The organism is Streptomyces sp. NPDC102406, assembly GCF_044765725.1.
Classification (GTDB): Bacteria; Actinomycetota; Actinomycetes; order Streptomycetales; family Streptomycetaceae; genus Streptomyces.
In genome coordinates, this window is sequence record NZ_JBIWKP010000009.1 from 113,101 (window position 1) to 135,875 (window position 22,775).

Sequence of the window (22,775 nt, forward strand, 5' to 3'; positions counted from 1 at the left end):
GGGAAGTCCCCGAGACGTAGGACTTCATCTCCACCCAGGGGAGTACACGGGGTGGGAGCGCTCATCCTCCGGGAGGCCCGGCATTCGGTACGAGGGCATGACGTCCGAACGGGCCGCCGCCCATAGATTTGAGGTCAAGCGGCGGGTGCAGCACTCGTCCCCCGAGGTCAGGTACCCGCCGCTGCCGACAATTCAAGATCCCCCGGACCTGTCCGAATGTGTCCGGGGGACCCGCGCATTCGACCGGGAGAGGACCATGGCGGACACGACACCGCGGACGACAGCGTTCCGCAGCACGTGGGCCCGCAGGACTGTGTCGTTCGGCAGCCCCGCGACCGGCCGCCGTCACCCCTTGGTGGCGACCGCCATGGTTCTTCCTCTCGCGGCCCTTCTCGTCGTCGTCTTCGGCGGCTGGGACGCGGTGGTCACACAAGCGTCGTCCGTGGGCGTGATGCTGGGGCGCTGAGCGGCGTCCCCAGGCCCGGATGAGCGGTCCGGGCGGGAACATCCGACCAGGAAACCCCGTGGGGACGGGGGTGCGGCGGACGGCACAAATGCCGCGTGCAGCTGGGGAGCTGCACGCGGCATTGCCTTGCCCCGCCCATTGGGCACCGGCCGGACGACCACCGGGGCCGCCCCGCGCATCCGGGCGCCCGGCCCGTACCCTCGGGGCCGTGCTCCCGTCCATCGCGCCCGCGCTCCAGGCCGCCGCCCGTGCCGCCCTCCACCGGGGCCCCGGGCCCTGCGGCTGCGACGCGGTGACGCTCGCCGACCGGCCCGACGGCACCGTCGTCCGGCACGGGCACACCGTCGCCAAGGTCCACGCCCCCGGCACGGACCCGGCCGAGCTGCGGCTGCGCCTCGCCGTGGCCGCCCACCCCGCCCTCGCCGGTGTGCTCCTGCCACCCCTGCACGACGCCGCGAAGCCCCTTGAGGACCGCCTCGTCACGTTCTGGCCGCATGGCACCCCCGTCGACCCCGACCACCCGGAACACGCCCCCTGGGAAGCCGCCGCCACGCTCCTGGCCCGGCTCCACACCACGCCCATGGACCGGCTTCCCCGTGCCCTGCCACCGATGAGAGGCCCCCTCAAGGCGGCCCGCGCCCTGGCCCGGCTGCACGCCTCCGCCCCCGACCACCCCGCCGCCCGGCCCGTCCGGCACGCCTGGGACACCCTGCCGCCGTGGGCCCGCGCCGAGGAGCCCTACGCGCATGCCCGCGCCCTGTGCCACGGCGACCTGCACCTCGGCCAGCTCGTCCGCCGGCCGGCCGGTTCGGGGGACTGGCACCTCATCGACATCGACGACCTCGGGATCGGCGACCCCGCCTGGGACCTGGCCCGCCCGGCGGCCTGGTTCGCCTGCGGCCTGCTGCCCGCCGAGGACTGGGCCCGCTTCCTCACCGCGTACCGGCGGGCGGGCGGCGCCCGCGAACTGGCCGCCCCCGACCCGTGGCCCGCCCTGGACGTGCCGGCCCGCGCCCTGACCGTGCAGACGGCCGCCCTCGCCGTCACGAAGGCCACGGCGGCGGGCCGCCCCCTCGACGAGGCGGAGGTGGCCGTGGTCGACGCCTGCGACCGAATGGTGCGCGTACCGCCCGACTTGGGCCGGGACGCCGCCAAGTAGGGTGCCAGGGACGGAAGCCGGGAAGGGTTCCGGCGAAGCAGTGCCGAACGGCGAGGAGTTGACCCGACCATGCAGTGTCCCAAGTGTCACGCACCCATGCACACGTACAACCGCAACGGCGTCCAGATCGAGCAGTGCAGCGGTTGCCGCGGGATCTTCCTCGACTACGGCGAGCTGGAGTCGCTGACCCGCCTGGAGTCGCAGTGGCAGCAGCAGGCCCCGCCCGCGCCGCCCGCCCCGCAGGCGTACCCCGCCGCCCCGGCCCCCGCGTGGGGAGCACCGCAGTACGGCGGGCACCAGGGACACCACGGGCACCACGGTCACCACAACAAGGGATTCGGCCGGATGCTCTTCTCGTCCTGAGCCTCCGCGGCCCCCGGGCACGAAGAAGCCCCCGGTCCGAGGACCGGGGGCTTCTCGCTGGTGCGCGATACTGGGATTGAACCAGTGACCTCTTCCGTGTCAGGGAAGCGCTCTCCCGCTGAGCTAATCGCGCGGGAACGGGCCAGACTCTATCAGGCTCCGCGGAGTGTGCTGCGTGCGCGATACTGGGATTGAACCAGTGACCTCTTCCGTGTCAGGGAAGCGCTCTCCCGCTGAGCTAATCGCGCGGGGCGGATGACATACGAACCAGAGTCCGAGGAACCGGGTCCGAAGATCCAGTGCGCGATACTGGGATTGAACCAGTGACCTCTTCCGTGTCAGGGAAGCGCTCTCCCGCTGAGCTAATCGCGCATGGAGGTGGAGACGGGATTTGAACCCGTGTAGACGGCTTTGCAGGCCGTTGCCTCGCCTCTCGGCCACTCCACCAGGAGCGTAGGGGTTCGGGAAGATCCCCCACATCGAGCGAACGACCGGGTTCGAACCGGCGACCTCAACCTTGGCAAGGTTGCGCTCTACCAACTGAGCTACGTTCGCGTGTCTTTCCGAACCGCTTGCGCGTCCCGGCGACGTGTTGAACTCTAGCGGATTCCTGGGCCAGTACAAAAACGCGTTTGCGCAGCGTGCTGAGGTGCGACCACCGGAGCGACCGCGGAGCGTCCACCCCAGGTCACCGCCCCGTCACCCGCTCTAGACTCGACCATGTGATCGGCCTTCCTCCTCTCGCCCGCTTCGGTGATCTCCTCGCGACCGATCTGCGCGACGTGACCAGCGACCCCGCGGCCCTGGACTCCACCGGCTTCTGGGCGGTGGTCGCCGATTTCGAGGGACGCCTGGTCTGCGCCCGCTTCGGCGACGTACGAGAAGAGGCGGTGCCCCTCCCGCGCCCCGGCGCCTGGCACGGCCCCGCGCCGACGCACTGGATGTCGTCGCTCGACCACACCGCGTACACGGCGGGGGTGCGCCGCATACGCGCCCACATCGAGACCGGCGAGGTCTACCAGGCCAACCTGTGCCGGGTGCTGTCGGCGCCCGTACCCGACGACGCGGACGTCGACGCGCTCACCGCCCTCCTCGCCCGCGGCAACCCGGCCCCGTACGCCGGCACCGTCCGGCTGCCCGCCCACGGCGTCGAGATCGCGACGGCCTCGCCCGAACTGTTCCTGCGGCGCCGGGGCACGACGGTCGAGTCCGGGCCCATCAAGGGCACCGGACGGACGGAGGCGGACCTCCTGGAGAAGGACCACACCGAGAACGTCATGATCGTCGACCTGGTCCGCAACGACCTGGGCCGCGTCTGCGCGCCCGGCACGGTGACCGTCCCCGACCTGTGCGTCGTCGAGAAGCACCCCGGCCTCGTCCACCTGGTGTCGCTCGTACGCGGCGAACTGCGCGAGGGGACCGGCTGGGCCGGCCTGCTCGACGCCACCTTCCCGCCGGGCTCCGTGACAGGGGCGCCCAAATCCAGCGCGCTGCGCATCATCGACGCCCTGGAGACGGCGCCGCGCGGCCCGTACTGCGGCGGCATCGGCTGGGTCGACGCGGACCGGGGGACCGGGGAACTGGCCGTCGGCATCCGCACGTTCTGGATCGAGCGGGGCGACGCGGGGGCCGTCCTGCGGTTCGGCACCGGCGCCGGGATCACCTGGGGCTCCGACCCGGAGGGGGAGTGGCGGGAGACCGAGCTGAAGGCGTCGCGGCTGCTCGCGGTAGCGTCGCAGGGGCACGGCGGGCCGGCGGACGGTCCGTGCGCCGTGCTTCGTCCGTAGTCCGTAGTCCGTGATCCGTAGTCCGGGCAAGGTGGAGGGACCTCACGTGAAGATCTGGCTCGACGGCCGGCTGACAGACACCCGGGACGCGCGCGTCTCCGTCTTCGACCACGGGCTCACCGTGGGCGACGGCATCTTCGAGACCGTGAAGACGGTCGACGGCAAGCCGTTCGCGCTCACCCGGCACCTGGACCGGCTGGCCCGCTCGGCGCGCGGCCTCGGCCTGCCCGAACCGGACCTCGACGAGGTGCGCCGCGCCTGCGCCGCCGTCCTCGACGCCAACCCGATGGCGCTCGGCCGCCTGCGCATCACCTACACCGGCGGCCTCTCCCCGCTCGGCTCCGACCGCGGCGAGGAGGGCACCACGCTCGTCGTCGCGCTCGGCGAGGCCGGCCGCCGCCCCGACACCACGGCCGCCATCACCGTCCCCTGGACCCGGAACGAGCGCGGCGCCCTCGCGGGCCTGAAGACCACCTCGTACGCGGAGAACGTCGTGGCCCTGGCCCGCGCCCGTGAACTCGGCGCCTCCGAGGCCCTGTTCGCCAACACCCTGGGCCGCCTCTGCGAAGGCACGGGTTCGAACGTCTTCGTCGTCCTGGACGGCGAGATCCACACCCCGCCGGTCGCCTCCGGCTGCCTGGCGGGCATCACCCGCGCGCTCGCCGTCGAATGGACCGGCGCCAAGGAGACGGACCTGCCGCTGTCGGTGCTCTCCCAGGCCGACGAGATCTTCCTGACGTCGACGCTGCGCGACATCCAGGCCGTGCACCGGATCGACGACCGCGACCTGCCCGGCGCGCCCGGCCCGGTCACGGCGAAGGCGATGCGCGTCTGGGACGAGCGGGCCGCAGACCACCTCGACCCGTAAATCCGCTGTCGTCCGCGGCGTACGGGCGGGTAGAACACCCGTGATGACCACGACTCTGCGGCCGACCGAGCCGCTTCAGCGCACGGCCGACGGGTCACGCTCGCGCCACTACACGGTGTGCGTGAACAGCCGTCCCGTCGGCACGCTCCACCTCGCCACGCACCCCGCGTTCGGCCCGACCGTCGCCCAGCTCCTCGATCTGCGCATCGACGAGCAGGACCGGGGGCGCGGTCGCGGCACCGTCGCCGCCCTCGCCGCCGAGGAGGTCGCCCGCTCGTGGAACTGCCGCCGCATCGAGCTGTCGGTCCCCGCCCGCGAAGGCGCCCTGCTGCGGCTCGCGGGCGCACTCGGCTACGTCGAGCGCAACCGGAACATGGCGAAGCCGCTGCCCGAGCTGGCGCCGCCGCTCCCCGGGGGCAGCGGCGGGCGCCGGATGACGGAGGCCGAGTTCGGGCCGTGGCTGGAGCGGGCCAAGGAGCGCTACGCGCGCACCGTCGTCGAGCGCGGCGCCACTCCGCAGGAGGCCCGCGAGAAGGCCGAGCGCGACCACGCGCTCCTGCTGCCCGAGGGCGTCGCGAGCCCGGACGTCCTGCTCAGCGTCCTGGAGCACGACGCGGAGCCGGTCGGCACCCTGTGGCTGGCCCAGCGCCCCGACGGAGCGTACGTCTACGACGTGGAGGTGGCCCCGCACCACCGGGGCCGGGGCCACGGGCGCTCGCTGATGCTGCTCGCCGAGGCCGACTCGATCGCCGCGGGCGCCGGGCGGATCGGCCTCAACGTGTTCGCGGGCAACGCCCCGGCGCTCGGCCTGTACGAGTCGCTCGGCTACGAACCGACCGTGCTGCACCTGTACAAGCAGCTCCTCTGAGGCGGCAGGGCCGAGGGCGCCCTGCTACGGCTGCTCGGCGAGGAGCCGGTCGGCGATCTCCTCGATGCGTGCCCGCAGCCCCTCCTGGCTCTTGCCGCCGTCGAGCCGCTCGCCGCCGATGACGTACGTCGGCGTGCCCGTGACGCCGATCGCCTTGCCCTCGGCCTGGTCGGCGTCGACGATCAGGATGTGCCGCCCGTCGATCAGCGCGGTGTCGAACTCCTCGGAGTCAAGGCCGAGTTCGGCCGCCACCTCGACGAGGAACGACTCACCCGCGCGGTCGAACTCCTCGACCCGGCCCAGCACCGCCTCGACGTAGGGCCAGCCCTTGCCCTGCTCGAACGCCTCCTCGGCGGCCTGCGCACCGGCGAAGGAATGCTTGTGCTTCTCCAGCGGGAAGTGCCGAAGGCGCAGGTCGAGCCGGTCGCCGTACCGCTCACGCAGCGCGCGCACGTCGTCCAGGGCCGAGCGGCAGTCGGGGCACTGCAACTCGCACCACACGTCAAGAAGGGGTTTCGGGGCGTTCATGGGGCCAGTCTTCCAGGCCGGCCCGCCGCCCCCCAACCTGGACCTGCGGAGGACGGGCGACCCCGAGATGTCCCTGAGGTCCGCCCGGGCCGTGGCCCCGGGCGGCCCCCGCGGTGCAGGATGGAAGGGGACGGAACGCCCCGCCCGCGACCGGAAGGGCCCGGGCCCGGCCCGAACGAAGGAGACCGGATGATTGCCGAGACCGTCTGCTCCGCCGTGTCCGTGGCGGGCCTGGGCATCGCCGCGGTCACCGCCTACCGCAAGCGGTTCCTCGCCGCCGCCCGCATCGCCGCCTACTCCCTGGTCCCGCTGGGTCTGGTGATGACCGGCGCGGTCGCCTGGGTCGTGGACACCGCGTTCAGCCCGACCGCCTGGGCCGGTTTCGGCGTGCTCGGCGCGGCCTGGCTGATGTTCATGGGGACCCGCGCGGTCGAGCGGCGGCGCGGCGGCACCCGCAAGGAGCGCAGGGCGGCGCGGCGCGAGGCCGTGGCCCCCGCCGCCTCGGACCCCTCGTTCGGGCCGGGCACGCGCACCGCACCGGCCGCCCAGCCGCAGCTCCGGCCCGAGCCCCGGCCGCGGTCGGAGGCGAAGCAGAAGGCGGGCGCGGCCGACGACTTCAGCGACATCGAGGCGATCCTGAAGAAGCACGGCATCTGACCCCGGCGCCCGCCCGGCCGGACGCCTGTGCGAGACGGGTCCGACTTATCGCGCAGGTGCCCGGTCGAAGGTCACGTAATCCGGCGAACTCCCATGATGAACAGGCAGTCTGAGCGGCTGTCGGCCGCTGCCTGCGACATCATCACGGCGAGATGCTGGACACACCGAAGCCGGCCGACCCGCTGGACGCCGACCCGGGGAAGGCGCCGCTCACCGAGCCCGCGCCGCCCATGCCCGTACGACCCGACACCCCACAGCGAGGCTGCCTCTTCGCCCTCTCCCAGCCACCACTGATGATCTTCCTGGGAGTGATCGGCACCCTGCTCCTGCTGGCCGCCCTGCACGACCTGCTCCTGCTGTAGGGGCCTATCGAGCGCTCAGCCCGCGGCCTCCTTGCGGCGCGCCCGGTAGGCGGCCACGTGCAGCCGGTTCCCGCAGGTGCGGCTGTCGCAGTAGCGGCGCGAGCGGTTGCGGGACAGGTCGACGAACGCGTACCGGCAGTCGGGCGCCTCGCAGCGGCGCAGCCGTTCCTGCTCCCCGGCGACCACGAAGAACGCCAGGGCCATGCCGCAGTCGGCGGCCACATGGTCCGCGACGGACGCGCCGGGGGCGAAATAGTGCACGTGCCAGTTGTAGCCGTCGTGGTCGGTCAGGCGCGGGGTGGTGCCGGCCGCGGCGATCACCTCATTGATCAGCGTGGCCGCGCCGCGCGGATCCGGCGCGGCGAACACCTGAGCGAACTTCGTGCGGATCGCGTGCATCGTGGCGAGGTCACGCTCCGCAAGCACGCCCACGTCGCTGATCCTGTGTTTCTCCACGAACTCGGCCAGCGCCGCCACGCTCGCGAGACCGTCGCTCGCCGCCGAACCGTCCTGGCTGTCCGGTGCGGTGTTCACCAGATCGACCACGGTGTCGAGCGCGCACCGGGTGTCGTGGGTGATCAGCACGATTCGCTCCCTGGCCTGGGGGCGGGCAGGCGCCCGCCGATGCTGGCCGAGCCTAGCGCCCTTCCGGCGCGGGGGCGGGGGCATGGCGGGGACGCGACGGCGCCGCCGCCGTGGAAGGTCCCACGGCGGCGACGCCGGTCTCTGCCCTATGCGGTTGTTGTGCGTCTGCTGCACCACGCTGTCTCCCCGAGTCGACAGCGTGAGGCGCCCTCGCTGCGCTCCCGCCGACCGGCTGCCGGCGCGAACCTCCTGCGCGACTAGCTTTCCGCGAGGATGTGCGAGAGCTCCTGATCGAGATCGAAGTGACGGTGCTCCGTACCGGGTGGCACGGCGGCGTCGGTCCGCTTCAGGAACGACTCCAGGGCCCGCGCCGGGGCCTCGAGCAGAGCCTCACCCTCCGGAGAGCTCAGGGCGATGCAGACGACGCCCTGACCATGACTGCGGGACGGCCAGACTCGGACGTCGCCGGTGCCGGTCGGCCGGTGAAGGCCTTCGGCGAGGAGATCGCGGGCGAAAACCCACTCGACGGTTTCCTCCGCTCCGGTGTGGAAGGTGGCGTGCACGGCATACGGATCGGCCGTGTCATACCGCAGTCCTGCCGGTACAGGCAGTGAGGACTCGCTCGACACAACGAGGCGCAGGTGCAGCTCGCAGCTGACCGTGGTGTTCATAAGCGCCAGGGCCTTTCGCTCAGTGTGCGCTCGGGGATTCGCACGTCGGCGAAATCGACATGCCACCTACGGTGCCGTTGTAAACCCCTCTGAGTGTTTTGGGCTGCTTTACGTAGCTCGTACGGCCGAGTCTTATCCGGTGGGTAACGCCCATTCCGGTGACGCGAATGAGTCGGGTAGGTTTGGTGCCATGAATACGGGGAGTGACGAGGCGGCCGGTCAGGTCGCCGGTGCCGACGAGACCGAGTCCGGGGCGAAGCCGCTGGGCTCCCGGGCGCCGGAGTTCGTCCAGCAGCGCAGAGCGCTGCATCTGAGCTGGCAGGTCGGTGTCTTCATCATCGGGCTCGCGGTCGTGGGAGCGGGCATCGTGATGCTGCCGCTGCCGGGTCCCGGCTGGCTGGTGATCTTCGGCGGAATGGCGATCTGGGCGACCGAGTTCGTCTGGGCCCAGCTCGTGCTGCGCTGGACGAAGCGCAAGGTCACGGAGGCCACGCAGCGCGCGCTCGACCCGAAGGTGCGGCGGCGGAACATCATCCTGACCACGGTCGGCCTGGTGATCATCGCGGTGCTGGTCGGCGTCTACGTGTGGAAGTTCGGGTTCGAGATGCCGTGGAACATCAGGCAGTGACCGCAGGGCGCGGGGTGGTCCCAAGCCGTCCCTGACATGGGGTAATGTTCTTCCTGCGCCCGGGCGATTAGCTCAGTGGGAGAGCGCTTCGTTCACACCGAAGAGGTCACTGGTTCGAACCCAGTATCGCCCACCCGGACCGAAGGCCCCGGAGACATCACGTCTCCGGGGCCTTCGGCGTTCCCGTCGCCCCGTACGACGGGCCGAACAGTGCGGGCGATGGTCGGCCACCGCTCTGAGCTGGCCGTTGGAAGCGAGTCGATTCAATTCTTGCCCGAACCGTTGACGTGCACCCGCCCCGTCTCTACCTTTGCCCGGCAAGCGCTTTCCTAAAACGATTCAATGCGCAGGGTGGAGGGGCTAACTGTGCCTACGAACTGGGATCTTGACCGGCGTGGCCTGCTGAAGGTCGCCGGGGGGTCGCTCGCGGCGCTCGGTCTGACGGCGGCCGGCTGCGGCGGTGGCAGCGGTTCGGGCGACGGCCCGGTGACCCTCCGGTACGCGTGGTGGGGCGGGGAGCCGCGGACCGTCGCGATCAAGAAGTCGATCGCCCTCTTCGAGAAGAAGTACCCGAAGATCAAGATCAAGCCCGAATTCACCGACTACGAGTCGTTCTGGGAGAAGTTCCAGACGCAGGCCTCCGGCGGAAATCCGCCCGACGTCTTCCAGAATTCCGTCGCCTTTCTCCGTAAGTACGACAAGCGCGGTGTCCTCATGGACCTCAAGTCCCAGGCGGACGCCGGGAACTTGAATCTCAAGGGCTTCCGCAACGGCGTATTGACGGCCGGTCAGGTCGAAAGCAAACAACTCGGCATACCGGTCGGCGCCAACACCATGTCGCTCGTCATCGACCTCAAGGTCTTCAAGAAGGCGGGCATCGCGCCCGAGATGGGCTGGACCTGGGACGACTACTTCGACGCGCTCCAGAAGATCCAGGACACCCAGAAAATCGCGGGCGACACCGGCTACTTCACCATCATGTACCTCTACGACCTGTATCTCCGGCAGAACGGCAAGGCGTTCTTCACCGACACCGAACTCGGTTTCACCGAGGCCGATCTGACGCAGTGGTGGACCGACGGCCACAAGCGCGTGAAGTCCGGCCTCGTCGCCGACCCGAAGAAGATCGAGCAGGTCAAGCCCAAGTCCGGTCTCTCGGCCGGGCTCGCCGCCTCCGAATTCACCTGGGACAACTTCTCCATCCGCTATGCGGGCGAGGGCGAGTCCGACTACGGGCTCGCGCCGATCCCCACCACCGACGGCAAGGACACCGGCCAGTACCTCGGCTCGCTGATGCTGAGCGCCTTCACCGGCACCAAGCACCCGAAGGAAGCCGCCCAGTTCATCGACTTCATGGTCCACGACCCCGAGGTCGGCAAGATCATGGGGTACGACCGCGGCATCCTCGCCACCACCGAGCAGTACGAGGCGTACAAGCCGGCCGACGCCAACAACAAGGGCGTCGCCGCCTACGAGGACGAGGTCGCCGCCGCCGGGGTGCTCGGCAAGATCACCCCGCACCCGTCCGGAGCCGACGTCATCGAGGCCGCGTTCCTGCGCATCGGCGGCGAGGTCGCCCAGGGCAAGTCCAAGCCGGCCGCTGCCGCCAAGCAGTTCTTCGGCGAGGCCAAGGCCGCGTTCGCGGGCTGAGGGGACGTACGTCATGACGCTCGTCAAGGAAGCGCCCGCGGCACGAGGAGCGGCGCGGTCCGCCGCCCCCGCCCCCGGGCGCCGGGGGCGGCACCGTGAGAACCTCGCCGGCTACCTCTTCATGTCGCCGTGGATCGCCGGGTTCCTGCTGCTCACCGCGGGGCCCATGATCGCCTCGCTGTACTACGCCTTCACCAGCTACAACCTCTTCACCCCACCGCAATGGGTGGGGCTCGACAACTTCACCACCATGTTCCAGGACCCGCGCTGGCAGAAGTCGGTCCAGGTCACGCTGAAGTACGTGGTCGTCGCCACGCCCCTGAAATTGCTGCTCGCGCTCGGTGTCGCCCTGCTCCTCGCCCAGAAGCGCCGCGGACAGGCGCTCTACCGGGCCGCGTTCTACCTGCCCTCGCTCATCGGCGCCAGCGTCTCCGTCGGCTTCGTGTGGCGGGCCCTGTTCTCCGACGACGCCGTCGTGGACCGTACGCAGAAGATCTTCGGCATCGACGTGGGCGGCTGGATCGGGAACCCCGACTACGTCCTGTACGCCCTGGTGGCCCTGAGCATCTGGCAGTTCGGCGCGCCCATGGTCATCTTCCTGGCCGGGCTCAAGCAGGTGCCGCAGGAGCTGTACGAGGCCGCGGAGGTCGACGGGGCGGGGCCGCTGCGCCGGTTCTGGAACATCACCCTGCCGATGATCTCGCCGGTGCTGTTCTTCAACGTGCTGCTCGAATCGATCCACGCCTTCCAGGTGTTCGGCTCCGCCTACGTCGTCTCCGACACCCGGTGCGGGCCCGCCGACGCCACCCTCGTCTACACCTGCTACCTCTACCAGAAGGGCTTCAAGGAGTCCCAGATGGGCTTCGCCTCCGCGATGGCCTGGACGCTGGTGATCGCGGTGGCGCTCGTCACGGCGGTCCTGTTCTGGTCGCAGAAGAAGTGGGTGCACTACGACAACGCGGAGGCCACCAAGTGACCAGCGTCAGCAGCCCCGCCGTCCGCACCGCGGGCGAGCGGCGGCGCAGCGGATCCCTCGTCTGGCACGTGGGCGCGCTCGTCGTGCTCGCCGTCGTCCTCTACCCCGTGATCTGGGTGGTCGGCGCCTCCGTCAAACCCAGCAAGGACATCGTCGGCAGCCTCGACCTGCTGCCGGTCAAGCCGATCTGGTCGAACTTCTCCGGGCTCGCCGACGGCATCTCCGGCATCTCCATCGGCAGCTTCTTCGTCAACTCGCTGATGTACGCGGGTCTCGCCGTGGTCGGTGTCGTGCTGTCCAGCTCGCTGACCGCCTACGCCTTCGCCAAGATCCGGTTCGCCGGGCGGAACCTGCTCTTCACGCTGATGATCGGCACCCTGCTGCTGCCGTACCACGTGCTGCTCATCCCGCAGTACGTACTGTTTCGCAACCTCGGCTACATCGACACGCTCGTGCCGCTCGTCGCGGGCAAGTTCCTCGCCACTGAGGCGTTCTTCGTCTTCTTGATGGTGCAGTTCATGCGCGGTCTGCCCAGGGAACTCGACGAGGCGGCCAAGCTCGACGGCTGCGGACACCTGCGCACGTACTGGTCGATCGTGCTGCCGCTCAGCCGGCCCGCGATCATCACCAGCGCCATCTTCACCTTCATCAACGCCTGGAACGACTTCATGGGGCCGCTGATCTACCTCAACAGCCCCTCCAAGTACACCGTCTCGCTCGGCCTGATGATGTTCCGCGACCAGGAGGGCATCTCCAACTACGGCGGCATGATCGCGATGTCGATGGTGGCGCTGATCCCGGTCATCGCCTTCTTCCTCGCCTTTCAGCGCTACCTCATCGACGGCATGGCGACCTCCGGACTCAAGGGATGAGCGCCGCACCGGTCGAGTCCCGGCGCCGCGTCGGGTTCGGCGTCTTCGCCGAGTGCCTGCTCACCGGCGTCTGGATCGCGCTGGCGTCCGTGCCCGTCGTCACCGCGCCGGCCGCGTTCGCCGCGGGCTCCCGGCATCTGCGCCGACACCTGGGCCACCACGTGGGCGGCCGACGGGAGTTCCTGGCCGACTTCCGCGGTGCGGCCCGGCGCGGATGGCTGGTCGGGCTCGCCGGGATCGCGGCCTGCGCGGCCGTCCGGGTCGACCTCCAGGTGGCGCGCGCCGGACTGCCCGGCGGCCAACTCGCCGCAGGGGTAGGACTGTTCGCCCTGATCGGCGGCGCCGTCGCCGTGCTGCGGGCCGCCGCCGTCTGGGAGCCGGGGGCGCGCTGGCGCCACCTGCTCGCCGACGCCGCCCGGCGCACCGTCCTGGCCCCCGCCGGCTCCTTCCTGCTCGTCTGCGGCCTCGCGGTCACGGCCCTGTGCGCCGGGTTCCTCGCGCCGCTCGCCGTGCCCGTGCTCGGCATCCTCGCCGCCGCGGCCGTCGCCGTGGAGGAGCGCGGCCGGACCCGCTGACGCCCGCGCCCACCCGAACCCCCATCTCCCTTCTCGTACAGCACGTTTGGCATGCACGGAAAGGAACGACGATGTCCCCAGTTCCCGCTGGACTGCCCCGCAGATCCCTCCTCAAGGCCGCCGCCGTCGCCGGGGCCGCCGCCCAGTTCAGTTGGGCGCTCGGCAGCAAGGACGCGCAGGCCGCACCGGGCGCGGAGCCCGCCGGGCCCGAGCCCGTCACCCTCGGCTGGCTGGAGGACGGCGGACTCGGCGCGGCGCCCGGCTCGACCGTGGGCGTGCCCTGGCCCAAGGGCGCGTACGAGAAGGGCCAGCAGTTCGCCCTCACCGACGCGGGCGGCCACCAGGTCCCCGTACAGACCTGGCCGCTGGCGCAGTGGCCGGACGGCTCGCTCAAGTGGACCGCGCACGCCGTCGGCCCCGGCGCCGGGGCCGGGAAACTCACCCTGACCGCCGGTACCGCCGCCGCACCCGCGAAGAAGGTGACCGTCACGACGAACGGCGGCACCGTCACCGTCGACACCGGCGTCATCGTCGCCAAGCTCGGCAGGAGCGGCTCGGCCCTCGTCAAGTCCGTCACCCGCGGCTCCACCGAGATCGCCAGGAACGGGCGGCTCGTCCTGCTGCGCCAGGGCGAGATTGAGGACGGCGACCAGGGGACCCAGAAGTACGAACGGTTCGAGAGCGTCATCGGCGAGACCGAGGTCGAACAGGACGGGCCCGTCCGCGCCGTCGTCCGCATCGACGGCAAACACCGCAAGGGCGACCGGAGTTGGCTGCCCTTCTCGATCCGCCTCTACTTCTACGCGGGCGCCGACTCCTTCCGCATGGTCCACACCATCACCTTCGACGGGACCCAGGAACCCGGCAAGTCCTCCGGCGACTTCATCCGCGGACTCGGCGTCCGCTTCACCGTCCCGATGCGCGACGCCGCCTACGACCGGCACATCCGCATCGGCGGCGAGGACACCGGCCTGCTCAGGGAGGCCGTCAAGGGCATCACGGGCCTGCGCCGCGACCCCGGCGCGGCCGTCCAGGCCGCCCAGTTCGCGGGCGAGAGACTGCCCGACCCCTCGACCTGGGACCAGCGCGTCACGACCCGACTCCAGTACATCCCCGAATGGGGCGACTACACCCTCTCCCAGCTCTCGGCCGACGGCTTCACCCTGCGCAAGCGGACCAAGAAGGGCCACGGCTGGATCGGCGCCGGCGGTGGACGCCGGGCCAGCGGCTTCGGCTACGTGGGCGGCCCCGGCGGCGGCCTCTCCTTCGGCCTGCGCGACTTCTGGGAGAAGCACCCGGCGGGCCTCGACATCCGCGACGCGGCGACCGACGAGGCCGAGGTCACCCTCTGGCTCTGGTCACCGGAGGCACCCCCCATGGACCTGCGCTTCTACCACGACGGCATGGGCCAGGACACGTACGCGGAACAGCTCGAAGGCCTCAACATCACCTACGAGGACTACGAAGGCGGCTTCGGTACCCCCTACGGCATCGCACGCACCAGCGAACTGCTGTTCTGGGCCAACGAGGCGACACCGAAGCCCGAGGTCCTCGCCCAGCAGGTGCGGGCCGTCCGCGTCCTGCCCCAGCTCGCCGCCCCGCCCAAGCAGCTCATCGAGGCAGGCGTCTTCGGCCCCGGCCTCTACTCCGAGCCCGACCGCTCCACCCCCGCCAAGGCCAAGATCGAGGACCACCTCGACTTCCTCTTCACCTACTACAAGGACCAGGTGGAGATGCGGCGCTGGTACGGCTTCTGGGACTTCGGCGACGTCATGCACTCCTACGACCCCGTACGCCACCAGTGGCGCTACGACGTCGGCGGCTACGCCTGGGACAACTCCGAACTCTCACCCGACCTGTGGCTCTGGTTCGCCTACCTGCGCTCCGGCCGCGCCGACATCTTCCGCTTCGCCGAGGCCATGACCCGGCACACCGGCGAGGTCGACGTCTACCACCTCGGCAAGTGGGCCGGGCTCGGCACCCGCCACGGCGTCCAGCACTACGCCGACTCCGCGAAGCAGCAGCGCATCGCCAACACCACGTACCGCCGCTACTACTACTTCCTCACCGGCGACGAACGCGTCGGCGACCTCATGCACGCCAACGTCGACTCCGACGAGACCTTCCTCGTGCTCGACCCGCAGCGCAAGGTCCGTCCCGACCCCGACTACAAGCCCGACCCGCACGCCCTGTCCATCGGCTTCGGCACCGACTGGAGCGGCCTCGTCTCCGCCTGGCTCACCGAGTGGGAGCGGCGCGGACCCAAGTGGGAGAAGGCCAGGGCCCGCGTGCTGTCCACCATGGAGACCATCGCCGCGCAGCCCAACGGGTTCGTGCAGGGCAGCGGGCTCTACGACCTCGACACCGGGAAGTTCGCCATCGCCGACAAACCGGCCGTCGGCGTCTCCCACCTCTCGGCCGTCTTCGGCCTCAACGAACTGTGCGCGGAACTCATCGACCTCGTCGACATGCCGGAGTTCGAGGAGGCGTACTACGACTACTGCCGCTACTTCAACGCCACCAAGGCGGAACAGAAGGCCCGCTACGGGACCGACTTCGGCTCCCTGCTGCTCTTCCAGGGACACTCCCGGCTCGACGCGTACGCCGCCGTGCGCACCGGCGACGCCAAGCTCGCCACGCGCGCGTGGGAGAAGTTCTACAAGAGCGACGGCTACACCGAGTCCTCGCCCTGGAGGACCGAGAAGGTCGGCGGCCCGGTCACCCTCGTCCCCGGCACCGAGGCGAACTGGGTCTACACCAACGACACCGCCCTGTACGGCCTCGCCGCCATCGAGAACCTGGCCCTTGTCGGGAACAAGATGCCCTGAGGTGCCCCGGGGCGCGGTCCCTGGCGCAGACTCGGACCATGGACACGAGCGCGCTCAGCCGATACCGCTTCCACAGCGTCTGGGACCTGCCCGCACCACCGGCCGCCGTCTACGCGGTCCTGGAGCGGGCCGAGGACTACCCGCGGTGGTGGCCCCAGGTGCGGTCGGTGACGCCGCTGGACGAGACCAGCGGTGTCACCGTCTTCCGCTCGTTCCTGCCCTACGAGCTCACGGTCACGGCGCGCGAACAGCGCCGCGACCCGGCCGCCGGGGTCCTGGAGATCGGCATGAGCGGGGACCTCGCGGGCTGGGCACGGTGGACGCTGACCGCCCGCGGCACCGGCACCCGCGCCCTCTACGACCAGCAGGTCGAGGTGGGCAAACCGCTCATGCGCCGCCTCGCCCTGGTCGGCAGGCCCGTGTTCGTCGCCAACCACGCGTGGATGATGCGCGGCGGCCGGCGGGGTCTGCGCGACCACCTGCGACCGGTTTGAACAGAGCCCGCCGCGCCCTGTATGGTTCAACCCGTTCCCGGGCGATTAGCTCAGTGGGAGAGCGCTTCGTTCACACCGAAGAGGTCACTGGTTCGAACCCAGTATCGCCCACCCCGGGAAGACCGGTCCGTCAGTCGACGGGCCGGTTTTTCGTTGGGTCGGATTTTCGTTTCTGCTTGTCGGGCCCCCGGCAGGGGGAACGATCAGGCCGCCGCCGGAAGTTCCGGGCGCAGCGGCCACGCCGGATCGACCACCTCGGGTGTGCCGCTCCGGGCGAACCACGCCTGGAGGCCGCGCGCCTGCGCCGCGTGCCAGACCTCCTGGAGGGTGTGGAGCTCGGCGGGGGAGAGGCGCTCCAGGCGGCTCGCGAAGCGCCGGCCCACCGCACGCGCCACGTCGAGCGCCGCCTGCGCGTCCGCCGCCGCGTCGTGCGCCTCCGCCAGCTCCACCTCGTAGTGCGCGCACAGATCCGTCAGCGTGCGGCGGCCCTTGCGATAGCGGTCCAGATGCTTGTCGAGGACCCGCGGATCCAGGACGTACAGCGGAGCGCCGTCCAGGTAGCGGGCCAGCGACGAGGCCCGGTGCCGCTTCAACTCCCGGTCCAGCAGGGTCAGATCGAACGGCGCGTTCATGATCACCAAGGGCCGGCCGGCCGCCGCCTGGTCCGCCAGCTCATGACCTATCTCCTCCATCACGGGCGACGGCCAGCGGCCGTTGCGCTGAAGATGCAGGTCGGTCAGACCGTGCACCTCCGTCGCCCCGGGCGGCACCGGCACACCCGGATTGACCAGCCAGCGCGTCACCCTCGGCCGCGTACCCGGCGCGTCCTGCACCACGATCGCCGCCGACACGATGCGGTCGCTCTCCACGTCCACACCGGTCGTCTCCGTGTCGAAGGCGGCGAGCGGTCCTTCGTACCAGCACGTCATGACAATGCAACTCCCAGCATCCGCACGGCGGCTGACGTCCCGTCGAATTTGCGCCCGCCGCCCTCCCGGTGATACCCGGGCCGTTTGCGTCGTACGCGGAGCGGTGACAACACAGTTACGCGTCATGGCAGTTCAGCGGGGTGCCGACGACTCGGCCCCGGCGCACGACCGAACTCCGCGCGCATCCATCGCATTCGAAAGGCCAGTTGCACATGGCGCTCGCGCAGCCCGAACAGGGCGGGCTGCTGCCCGAGCGGATCGCACCGCCGCGCGGCACACTCGCCACCACCGCCTGCATGGAGACCCTCCAGGTGGGCTACCTGCACGCCGTGGCGGCGGCCGCCGGATGCTCGCTCTCGCAGCCCTTCCCCGACAACGGCATCGACTGGCACGTCAGCCACAGCGCCCCCGGGCACACGGTCGACGACGAGGTCACCATCAAGATCCAGCTCAAAGCGACCTACCAGATCCCACCGAACCCGCCCGGACCGTCCTTCTCCTTCACGCTCGACAACGCGCACCTGGAAAAACTCGCCAGGACCCCGGTCTCCGTGCACAAGATCCTCGTCGTGATGCTCGTGCCGCGCTCCCAGGACGACTGGCTGCGCGCCACCCACGACGGGCTCGACCTGCGGCACTGCTGCTACTGGACCAACCTCGCGGGCCACCCGGTCACCGGCCGGCGCAGAACCACCGTGCGCGTCCCGACCACGCGGATCTTCGACGACCGCGCGCTCCGCGCCATCATGACCCGCGTCGGGACGGGCGGACGGCCCTGACGGGCCACCGGTACCCGGTCGACGCGCCGGACCCGCAAGGGAGTCACGCCATGCAGTACCGCTCGGCCGACCAACCCGTACGTCCCCTCGGCGCCCGCCCGGGCGACCTCGCGGGACCCGACCCCGCCCACGTCGACCCCGCCGTCCTCGGCGCCCTCCTCGACCGGCACGGCTGGCGGCGGCGCGGCGGCGCGGCCGGGCGCTACGCCCGCTGGACCCCGCCCGGGTCCGACGCCCGGGCGAGCCTGCTCGTCCCCGAGAGCCCGGCCTTCCCCGACAGCGAGGACCTGCTCGGCGAGGCGCTCCTCGCCCTGGAGCGCAGCGGCACGCCGTCCGCCCGGGAGATCCTCGTCTCCCTCGCCGTGCCGAGCGACGAGATCCGCTGGTGGCGCGATGCCCCCGAGGGGCCCGCCGACGCCTCCACCTGGCCCGCCGAGGAACACCTGCGGTCCGCCGCACGGCGCATCCTGCTCGCCGGGGCCCTCGCCGCCCGCGAGCGCGCCGGATACCACGGCGCCCGGCACCGGCGGGCCGCCGCGGCGGCCCTGGAACACGTACTGGTGCAGACGGCGCCCGGCGGCCACCGGCTCACCGCCTTCGTTCCCGTCACCGCGGGCCGCCCCCTCGCCGTCCGGTTGCACCAGGCGCTCTACGCGGTGCGCGAGGCCATCGACTACCGGCGGGCCACCGGCGGCATGGACGCCTTCGACGGCGCGGTCGAGGCGGGCGCCAGCCACGAGCTGACCGAGGCGCTCGTCGCGCTGGTGCGCGGCACCGAGGGCGCCCGGGTCGGCGTCGCCTGGGCGCCCGCCGCCGGGGTGCCGCGGGAGTGCACGGACGGCGACGCGCCCGTCGAGTTCTCCCCCGGAGACCTGGACGTGCTGCGCACCGCGGGCGCCCGCTACCGGCACGCCGAACCCGCCGTCCCCGTCCGCGTCACCGGCACCGTCGTGCGGATGCGCAGGTCGGGGCCGTGCGGCGAGGGCACGGTGCGGCTGCGCGTCATCGCGGGCGCCGACATCCCGCACGTACGGATGACGCTCGACGAGGAGGCGTACCGCACCGCGGGCCACGCCCACCTCGTCGGCCTGCCGATCCGGGTGCACGGGCGCCTGGAGAGCAGGGGCGGCTTCCGGCGCCTCACGGGGGCCCGTGACGTCGTCCCCGTCCAGGTGGAGGAGGCCGAGCGGGACCGCCTGATGAAGTCGCTCCAGGAGAATCCGGACTGCTTCGAGGAGGCCTGCGCGGGGGACGCGTAGCCGGCCGCGCCGCGGTGCCACGACAACCGCTTCGCGAGCGGCCCCGGTGACTCGGTACGATCCTCAGTGCGCGCGTCACAGGTAATGGCGTGGCGTTCCACCTTCAGGCAGGAGAGACCGGTGTCAGACGTCCGTGTAGTCATCCAACGCGATTCCGAGCGGGAAGAGCGCGTGGTGACGACGGGCACTACGGCCGCCGAGCTCTTCGCCGGTGAGCGCAGCATCGTCGCGGCCCGTGTGGGCGGTGAGCTGAAGGACCTCGCGTACACCGTGGCCGACGGCGAGACCGTCGAACCCGTCGAGATCTCCTCCGAGGACGGTCTGGGCATCCTGCGGCACTCCACCGCGCACGTGATGGCCCAGGCTGTCCAGGAGCTGTTCCCCGAGGCGAAGCTCGGCATCGGCCCGCCCATCAAGGACGGCTTCTACTACGACTTCGACGTCAAGGAGCCGTTCACCCCCGAGGACGTCAAGCGCATCGAGAAGAAGATGCAGGAGATCCAGAAGCGGGGGCAGCGCTTCGCGCGCCGCGTCACCACCGACGAGGACGCCCGCGTCGAGCTGGCCGACGAGCCCTACAAGCTGGAGCTCATCGGCCTCAAGGGCAACGCGGCACAGGCCGCCGACGGCGCCGATGCCGAGGTGGGCGGCGGCGAGCTGACCATCTACGACAACCTCGACGCCAAGACCGGCGAGCTGTGCTGGAAGGACCTCTGCCGCGGCCCGCACCTGCCCACCACCCGGAACATCCCGGCGTTCAAGCTGATGCGCTCCGCCGCCGCGTACTGGCGGGGCAGCGAGAAGAACCCGCAGCTCCAGCGGATCTACGGCACCGCGTGGCCCTCCAAGGACGAGCTCAAGGCGTACCTCGACTTCCTCGCCGAGGCCGAGAAGCGCGACCACCGCAAGCTGGGCGCCGAGCTCGACCTGTTCTCCTTCCCGGACGAGCTGGGCCCGGGCCTCGCGGTCTTCCACCCCAAGGGCGGCGTGATCCGCAAGGAGATGGAGACCTACTCGCGCAAGCGCCACGAGGTCTCCGGGTACGAGTTCGTGAACACCCCGCACATCTCGAAGGAGAAGCTCTTCGAGATCTCCGGGCACCTGCCGCACTACTCGGAGGGCATGTTCCCGCCCATCCAGTTCGACGAGCAGAACTACCGCCTCAAGGCGATGAACTGCCCGATGCACAACCTGATCTTCAAGTCGCGCGGGCGCTCCTACCGCGAACTGCCGCTGCGCCTCTTCGAGTTCGGCACCGTGTACCGCTACGAGAAGTCGGGCGTCGTGCACGGCCTGACCCGCTCGCGCGGCTTCACCCAGGACGACTCGCACATCTACTGCACCAAGGAGCAGATGCCGCAGGAGCTCGACACGCTCCTGACCTTCGTGCTCGACCTGCTGCGCGACTACGGCCTGAACGAGTTCGAGCTGGAGCTGTCCACCCGCGACGACTCGGACAAGTTCATCGGTGAGGACGCGGAGTGGGAGGAGGCGACCGAGGCCCTGCGCCTCGCCGCCGAGAAGCAGGGCCTGCCGCTCGTGCCCGACCCGGGCGGCGCCGCCTACTACGGCCCGAAGATCTCCGTGCAGGCCAAGGACGCCATCGGCCGGTCCTGGCAGATGTCGACCATCCAGGTCGACTTCAACCAGCCCAAGCGGTTCAACCTGGAGTACACGGCGGCCGACGGCTCGCGCCAGCAGCCCGTCATGATCCACCGCGCGCTGTTCGGCTCCATCGAGCGGTTCTTCGGTGTGCTCCTGGAGCACTACGCGGGCGCCTTCCCGGCGTGGCTCGCGCCCGTGCAGGCCGTCGGCATCCCGATCGGCGACGCGCATGTGTCGTACCTGGAGGAGTTCGCCGAGAAGGCGCGCGCCCAGGGGCTGCGCGTCGAGGTCGACTCGTCCTCGGACCGGATGCAGAAGAAGATCCGCAACCAGCAGAAGGCCAAGGTGCCCTTCATGGTCATCGCGGGCGACGAGGACATGAACGCCGGTTCGGTCTCCTTCCGCTACCGCGACGGTTCGCAGGAGAACGGCATCCCGGTCGACGAGGCCATCGCGAAGATCGCGAAGGTCGTCGAGGAGCGGGCGCAGGTCTGACGTCAGTCGTCCGTACGGCGCGAGGCCCCCGGGGAGTCCCCCGGGGGCCTCTCGCCCTCCCGGGCGAAGACCTGCAACAGCCAGGACGAGAACGAGCCCGTGACCGCGCCGAGCAGAGCCAGGCCGCAGGCCATCACGCCCACCGTCACCAGCCGGCCGAGCCCGGTCACCGGCGCCAGATCGCCGTAGCCCACCGTGGACAGGGTCGTGCAGGTGAACCAGACGGCGTCGCCGTACGTGCGGATGTTCGCCCCCGGCGTCGCGTGCTCCTGCTGGTACACGGCGAGCGACCCCGCGAAGCCCAGCAGCGCCACCGAGACACCCGCGTACGTGATGACCCGCGCGTGCAGCGCGAGCCGCGGCCGGTCACGGTGGCGCTGCACCGCCTCGTAGGTCTGCACGATCCGGATCGGACGCAGCATGGGCAGCAGCAGGACCAGGGTGTCCAGCAGATGGGCGCGCAGGAAGCGGGGGAAGCGCTGTCGGCTCAGCCGCCAGCGCACCGCGTAGTCCACGACGAACACCGCCCACGCCGCGAACAGCACCACCAGACACAGGGCACGCACCAGAGCGGGCAGGCCGCCGCCGAGCACCCGGATCGCGTACGCGGCGAGGAAGAACAGGGACGCCACCGCGAGGACGGCGCCGGTGTGCCGCTCCCAGCGGGCGAGGGGGCTGTCGGTCATCCGCACAGCATCGCCCCTGCCGGGCGGGGGCGACACCCGCCGACACGCCATGCCGGGGCGACGCCATATGCTGCACTTCATGACGAGTGAGCCGGAGCAGCAGAGCGGTCCTGTGGGTGAACCGGACGGGTTCGGGCGTCTGTGGACCCCGCACCGCATCGCCTACATCCAAGGTGAGGGCAAGCCGACGGGCCCCGGGGCCGACGACGGCTGTCCCTTCTGCGCCGCTCCCGGCAAGACCGACGAGGACGCCCTGATCGTGGCGCGCGGCGAGCACGTCTACGCGATCCTCAACCTGTACCCGTACAACGGCGGGCACATGATGGTGCTGCCCTACCGGCACGTCGCCGACTACACGGACCTCGACGAGGCGGAGACCGCCGAGCTGGCCGCTTTCACCAAGCTCGCCATGACCGCGCTGCGCTCCGCGTCCGGGGCGCACGGGTTCAACATCGGCATGAACCAGGGCGCCGTCGCCGGGGCGGGCATCGCCGCCCATCTGCATCAGCACATCGTCCCGCGCTGGGGCGGCGACACGAACTTCATGCCGGTCGTCGGTCACACGAAGGTGCTGCCGCAACTGCTCGGCGACACGCGTACCGCCCTGGCCAAGGCGTGGCCGGACGCCTGAGGGACCCCGGGCCCCGGACCCAGAACACAGGCCCCACGACGCGGGCCGTGAGCC

The 22,775-nt window shown here is 71.0% G+C and carries 24 protein-coding genes and 7 tRNA genes; 21 read left to right on the forward strand and 10 right to left on the reverse strand.

Annotated features, from left to right (window positions below):
• The first annotated feature begins 256 nt into the window (after positions 1–256).
• The 3 genes from ACIRF8_RS29390 (at position 257) to ACIRF8_RS29400 (ending at position 1,988) form a co-directional block, all read left to right on the forward strand.
• Positions 257–466: a hypothetical protein gene (locus ACIRF8_RS29390; RefSeq protein ID WP_404219573.1), complete on the forward strand. Its 210-nt coding sequence runs from the start codon at positions 257–259 to the stop codon at positions 464–466.
• 208 nt (positions 467–674) lie between these two features.
• The gene (locus ACIRF8_RS29395; protein WP_404219575.1) at positions 675–1,625 is read left to right on the forward strand and encodes a phosphotransferase; all 951 of its coding nucleotides are present in this window, start codon (positions 675–677) and stop codon (positions 1,623–1,625) included.
• Positions 1,626–1,694: 69 nt separating this feature from the next.
• Positions 1,695–1,988, forward strand: coding sequence for a zf-TFIIB domain-containing protein (locus ACIRF8_RS29400; protein WP_404219577.1), 294 nt, complete (start codon positions 1,695–1,697; stop codon positions 1,986–1,988).
• Between the two features lie 58 nt (positions 1,989–2,046).
• On the opposite strand, the gene ACIRF8_RS29405 is transcribed toward ACIRF8_RS29400, so the two are convergent.
• The 5 genes from ACIRF8_RS29405 to ACIRF8_RS29425 form a co-directional block, all read right to left on the reverse strand.
• Positions 2,047–2,121: transfer RNA gene (locus ACIRF8_RS29405), tRNA-Val, on the reverse strand.
• Positions 2,122–2,164: 43 nt separating this feature from the next.
• Positions 2,165–2,236: transfer RNA gene (locus tag ACIRF8_RS29410), tRNA-Val, on the reverse strand.
• 52 nt (positions 2,237–2,288) lie between these two features.
• Positions 2,289–2,360, reverse strand: a tRNA-Val gene (locus ACIRF8_RS29415).
• Position 2,361: 1 nt separating this feature from the next.
• A tRNA-Cys gene (locus ACIRF8_RS29420) sits at positions 2,362–2,435 on the reverse strand.
• A 35-nt stretch (positions 2,436–2,470) separates the two neighbouring features.
• Positions 2,471–2,543: transfer RNA gene (locus ACIRF8_RS29425), tRNA-Gly, on the reverse strand.
• Positions 2,544–2,710: 167 nt separating this feature from the next.
• Between ACIRF8_RS29425 and ACIRF8_RS29430 the strand changes: the two genes are divergently transcribed.
• Genes ACIRF8_RS29430 through ACIRF8_RS29440 form a run of 3 tightly spaced genes read left to right on the forward strand, consistent with a single transcriptional unit; the run spans position 2,711 to position 5,511 of the window.
• On the forward strand, positions 2,711–3,775 hold the full coding sequence (locus ACIRF8_RS29430) for a chorismate-binding protein (RefSeq protein WP_404219579.1): 1,065 nt from the start codon (positions 2,711–2,713) through the stop codon (positions 3,773–3,775).
• A gap of 46 nt (positions 3,776–3,821) precedes the next feature.
• A complete protein-coding gene (locus ACIRF8_RS29435) occupies positions 3,822–4,643 on the forward strand; it encodes an aminotransferase class IV (protein ID WP_404219581.1) in 822 nt (273 codons plus the stop codon).
• Between the two features lie 43 nt (positions 4,644–4,686).
• On the forward strand, positions 4,687–5,511 hold the full coding sequence (locus ACIRF8_RS29440) for a GNAT family N-acetyltransferase (protein WP_404219583.1): 825 nt from the start codon (positions 4,687–4,689) through the stop codon (positions 5,509–5,511).
• Between the two features lie 24 nt (positions 5,512–5,535).
• Here ACIRF8_RS29440 and ACIRF8_RS29445 read toward each other — a convergent pair whose 3' ends face one another.
• On the reverse strand, positions 5,536–6,039 hold the full coding sequence (locus tag ACIRF8_RS29445) for a DsbA family protein (protein ID WP_404219585.1): 504 nt from the start codon (positions 6,037–6,039) through the stop codon (positions 5,536–5,538).
• 189 nt (positions 6,040–6,228) lie between these two features.
• Between ACIRF8_RS29445 and ACIRF8_RS29450 the strand changes: the two genes are divergently transcribed.
• Positions 6,229–6,696 carry a hypothetical protein gene (locus tag ACIRF8_RS29450; RefSeq protein ID WP_404219587.1) on the forward strand — a complete coding sequence of 156 codons (468 nt, stop codon included), beginning with the start codon at positions 6,229–6,231 and terminating at the stop codon, positions 6,694–6,696.
• Between the two features lie 152 nt (positions 6,697–6,848).
• The gene (locus ACIRF8_RS29455) at positions 6,849–7,058 is read left to right on the forward strand and encodes a hypothetical protein (RefSeq protein WP_404219589.1); all 210 of its coding nucleotides are present in this window, start codon (positions 6,849–6,851) and stop codon (positions 7,056–7,058) included.
• A 15-nt stretch (positions 7,059–7,073) separates the two neighbouring features.
• Here the strand turns inward: ACIRF8_RS29455 and ACIRF8_RS29460 are convergent, their stop codons facing one another.
• A complete protein-coding gene (locus tag ACIRF8_RS29460) occupies positions 7,074–7,643 on the reverse strand; it encodes a CGNR zinc finger domain-containing protein (protein WP_404219591.1) in 570 nt (189 codons plus the stop codon).
• A gap of 257 nt (positions 7,644–7,900) precedes the next feature.
• On the reverse strand, positions 7,901–8,314 hold the full coding sequence (locus tag ACIRF8_RS29465) for an SsgA family sporulation/cell division regulator (protein ID WP_004002642.1): 414 nt from the start codon (positions 8,312–8,314) through the stop codon (positions 7,901–7,903).
• Between the two features lie 190 nt (positions 8,315–8,504).
• Here ACIRF8_RS29465 and ACIRF8_RS29470 point away from each other — a divergent pair, with 190 nt between their 5' ends.
• The 9 genes from ACIRF8_RS29470 (at position 8,505) to ACIRF8_RS29510 (ending at position 16,448) form a co-directional block, all read left to right on the forward strand.
• Positions 8,505–8,942: a TIGR02611 family protein gene (locus ACIRF8_RS29470; protein ID WP_404219593.1), complete on the forward strand. Its 438-nt coding sequence runs from the start codon at positions 8,505–8,507 to the stop codon at positions 8,940–8,942.
• 61 nt (positions 8,943–9,003) lie between these two features.
• Positions 9,004–9,075 (forward strand) — tRNA-Val (locus ACIRF8_RS29475).
• A 209-nt stretch (positions 9,076–9,284) separates the two neighbouring features.
• Positions 9,285–10,592, forward strand: a complete 1,308-nt coding sequence (locus tag ACIRF8_RS29480; RefSeq protein WP_404219595.1) for an ABC transporter substrate-binding protein — start codon at positions 9,285–9,287, stop codon at positions 10,590–10,592.
• A 13-nt stretch (positions 10,593–10,605) separates the two neighbouring features.
• Positions 10,606–11,568, forward strand: a complete 963-nt coding sequence (locus ACIRF8_RS29485; protein WP_404219597.1) for a carbohydrate ABC transporter permease — start codon at positions 10,606–10,608, stop codon at positions 11,566–11,568.
• On the forward strand, positions 11,565–12,440 hold the full coding sequence (locus ACIRF8_RS29490; protein ID WP_404219599.1) for a carbohydrate ABC transporter permease: 876 nt from the start codon (positions 11,565–11,567) through the stop codon (positions 12,438–12,440). Before ACIRF8_RS29485 ends, ACIRF8_RS29490 begins: the two co-directional genes overlap by 4 nt.
• Positions 12,437–13,015, forward strand: coding sequence for a hypothetical protein (locus tag ACIRF8_RS29495; protein ID WP_404219601.1), 579 nt, complete (start codon positions 12,437–12,439; stop codon positions 13,013–13,015). Before ACIRF8_RS29490 ends, ACIRF8_RS29495 begins: the two co-directional genes overlap by 4 nt.
• Before the next feature lie 71 nt (positions 13,016–13,086).
• Entirely contained in the window at positions 13,087–15,843 is a 2,757-nt protein-coding gene (locus tag ACIRF8_RS29500) for a Tat pathway signal sequence domain protein (RefSeq protein ID WP_404219603.1), read from the forward strand.
• 38 nt (positions 15,844–15,881) lie between these two features.
• Complete coding sequence (locus tag ACIRF8_RS29505; RefSeq protein WP_404219605.1) at positions 15,882–16,337, forward strand: SRPBCC family protein; 456 nt, start codon at positions 15,882–15,884, stop codon at positions 16,335–16,337.
• 39 nt (positions 16,338–16,376) lie between these two features.
• Positions 16,377–16,448 (forward strand) — tRNA-Val (locus ACIRF8_RS29510).
• Between the two features lie 92 nt (positions 16,449–16,540).
• On the opposite strand, the gene ACIRF8_RS29515 is transcribed toward ACIRF8_RS29510, so the two are convergent.
• Positions 16,541–17,266: a 3'-5' exonuclease gene (locus ACIRF8_RS29515; protein ID WP_404219607.1), complete on the reverse strand. Its 726-nt coding sequence runs from the start codon at positions 17,264–17,266 to the stop codon at positions 16,541–16,543.
• 212 nt (positions 17,267–17,478) lie between these two features.
• On the opposite strand from ACIRF8_RS29515, the gene ACIRF8_RS29520 reads away from it, so the two are divergent.
• The 3 genes from ACIRF8_RS29520 (at position 17,479) to thrS (ending at position 21,404) form a co-directional block, all read left to right on the forward strand.
• Positions 17,479–18,045: a DUF4365 domain-containing protein gene (locus ACIRF8_RS29520; protein ID WP_404219609.1), complete on the forward strand. Its 567-nt coding sequence runs from the start codon at positions 17,479–17,481 to the stop codon at positions 18,043–18,045.
• 50 nt (positions 18,046–18,095) lie between these two features.
• Positions 18,096–19,304: a hypothetical protein gene (locus ACIRF8_RS29525; protein ID WP_404219611.1), complete on the forward strand. Its 1,209-nt coding sequence runs from the start codon at positions 18,096–18,098 to the stop codon at positions 19,302–19,304.
• A gap of 120 nt (positions 19,305–19,424) precedes the next feature.
• Complete coding sequence (thrS, locus tag ACIRF8_RS29530; protein WP_404219613.1) at positions 19,425–21,404, forward strand: threonine--tRNA ligase; 1,980 nt, start codon at positions 19,425–19,427, stop codon at positions 21,402–21,404.
• Between the two features lie 2 nt (positions 21,405–21,406).
• Here thrS and ACIRF8_RS29535 read toward each other — a convergent pair whose 3' ends face one another.
• Entirely contained in the window at positions 21,407–22,090 is a 684-nt protein-coding gene (locus tag ACIRF8_RS29535; RefSeq protein WP_404219615.1) for a potassium channel family protein, read from the reverse strand.
• A 67-nt stretch (positions 22,091–22,157) separates the two neighbouring features.
• On the opposite strand from ACIRF8_RS29535, the gene ACIRF8_RS29540 reads away from it, so the two are divergent.
• The gene (locus ACIRF8_RS29540; RefSeq protein WP_404219617.1) at positions 22,158–22,721 is read left to right on the forward strand and encodes an HIT family protein; all 564 of its coding nucleotides are present in this window, start codon (positions 22,158–22,160) and stop codon (positions 22,719–22,721) included.
• Positions 22,722–22,775: the final 54 nt, after the last annotated feature.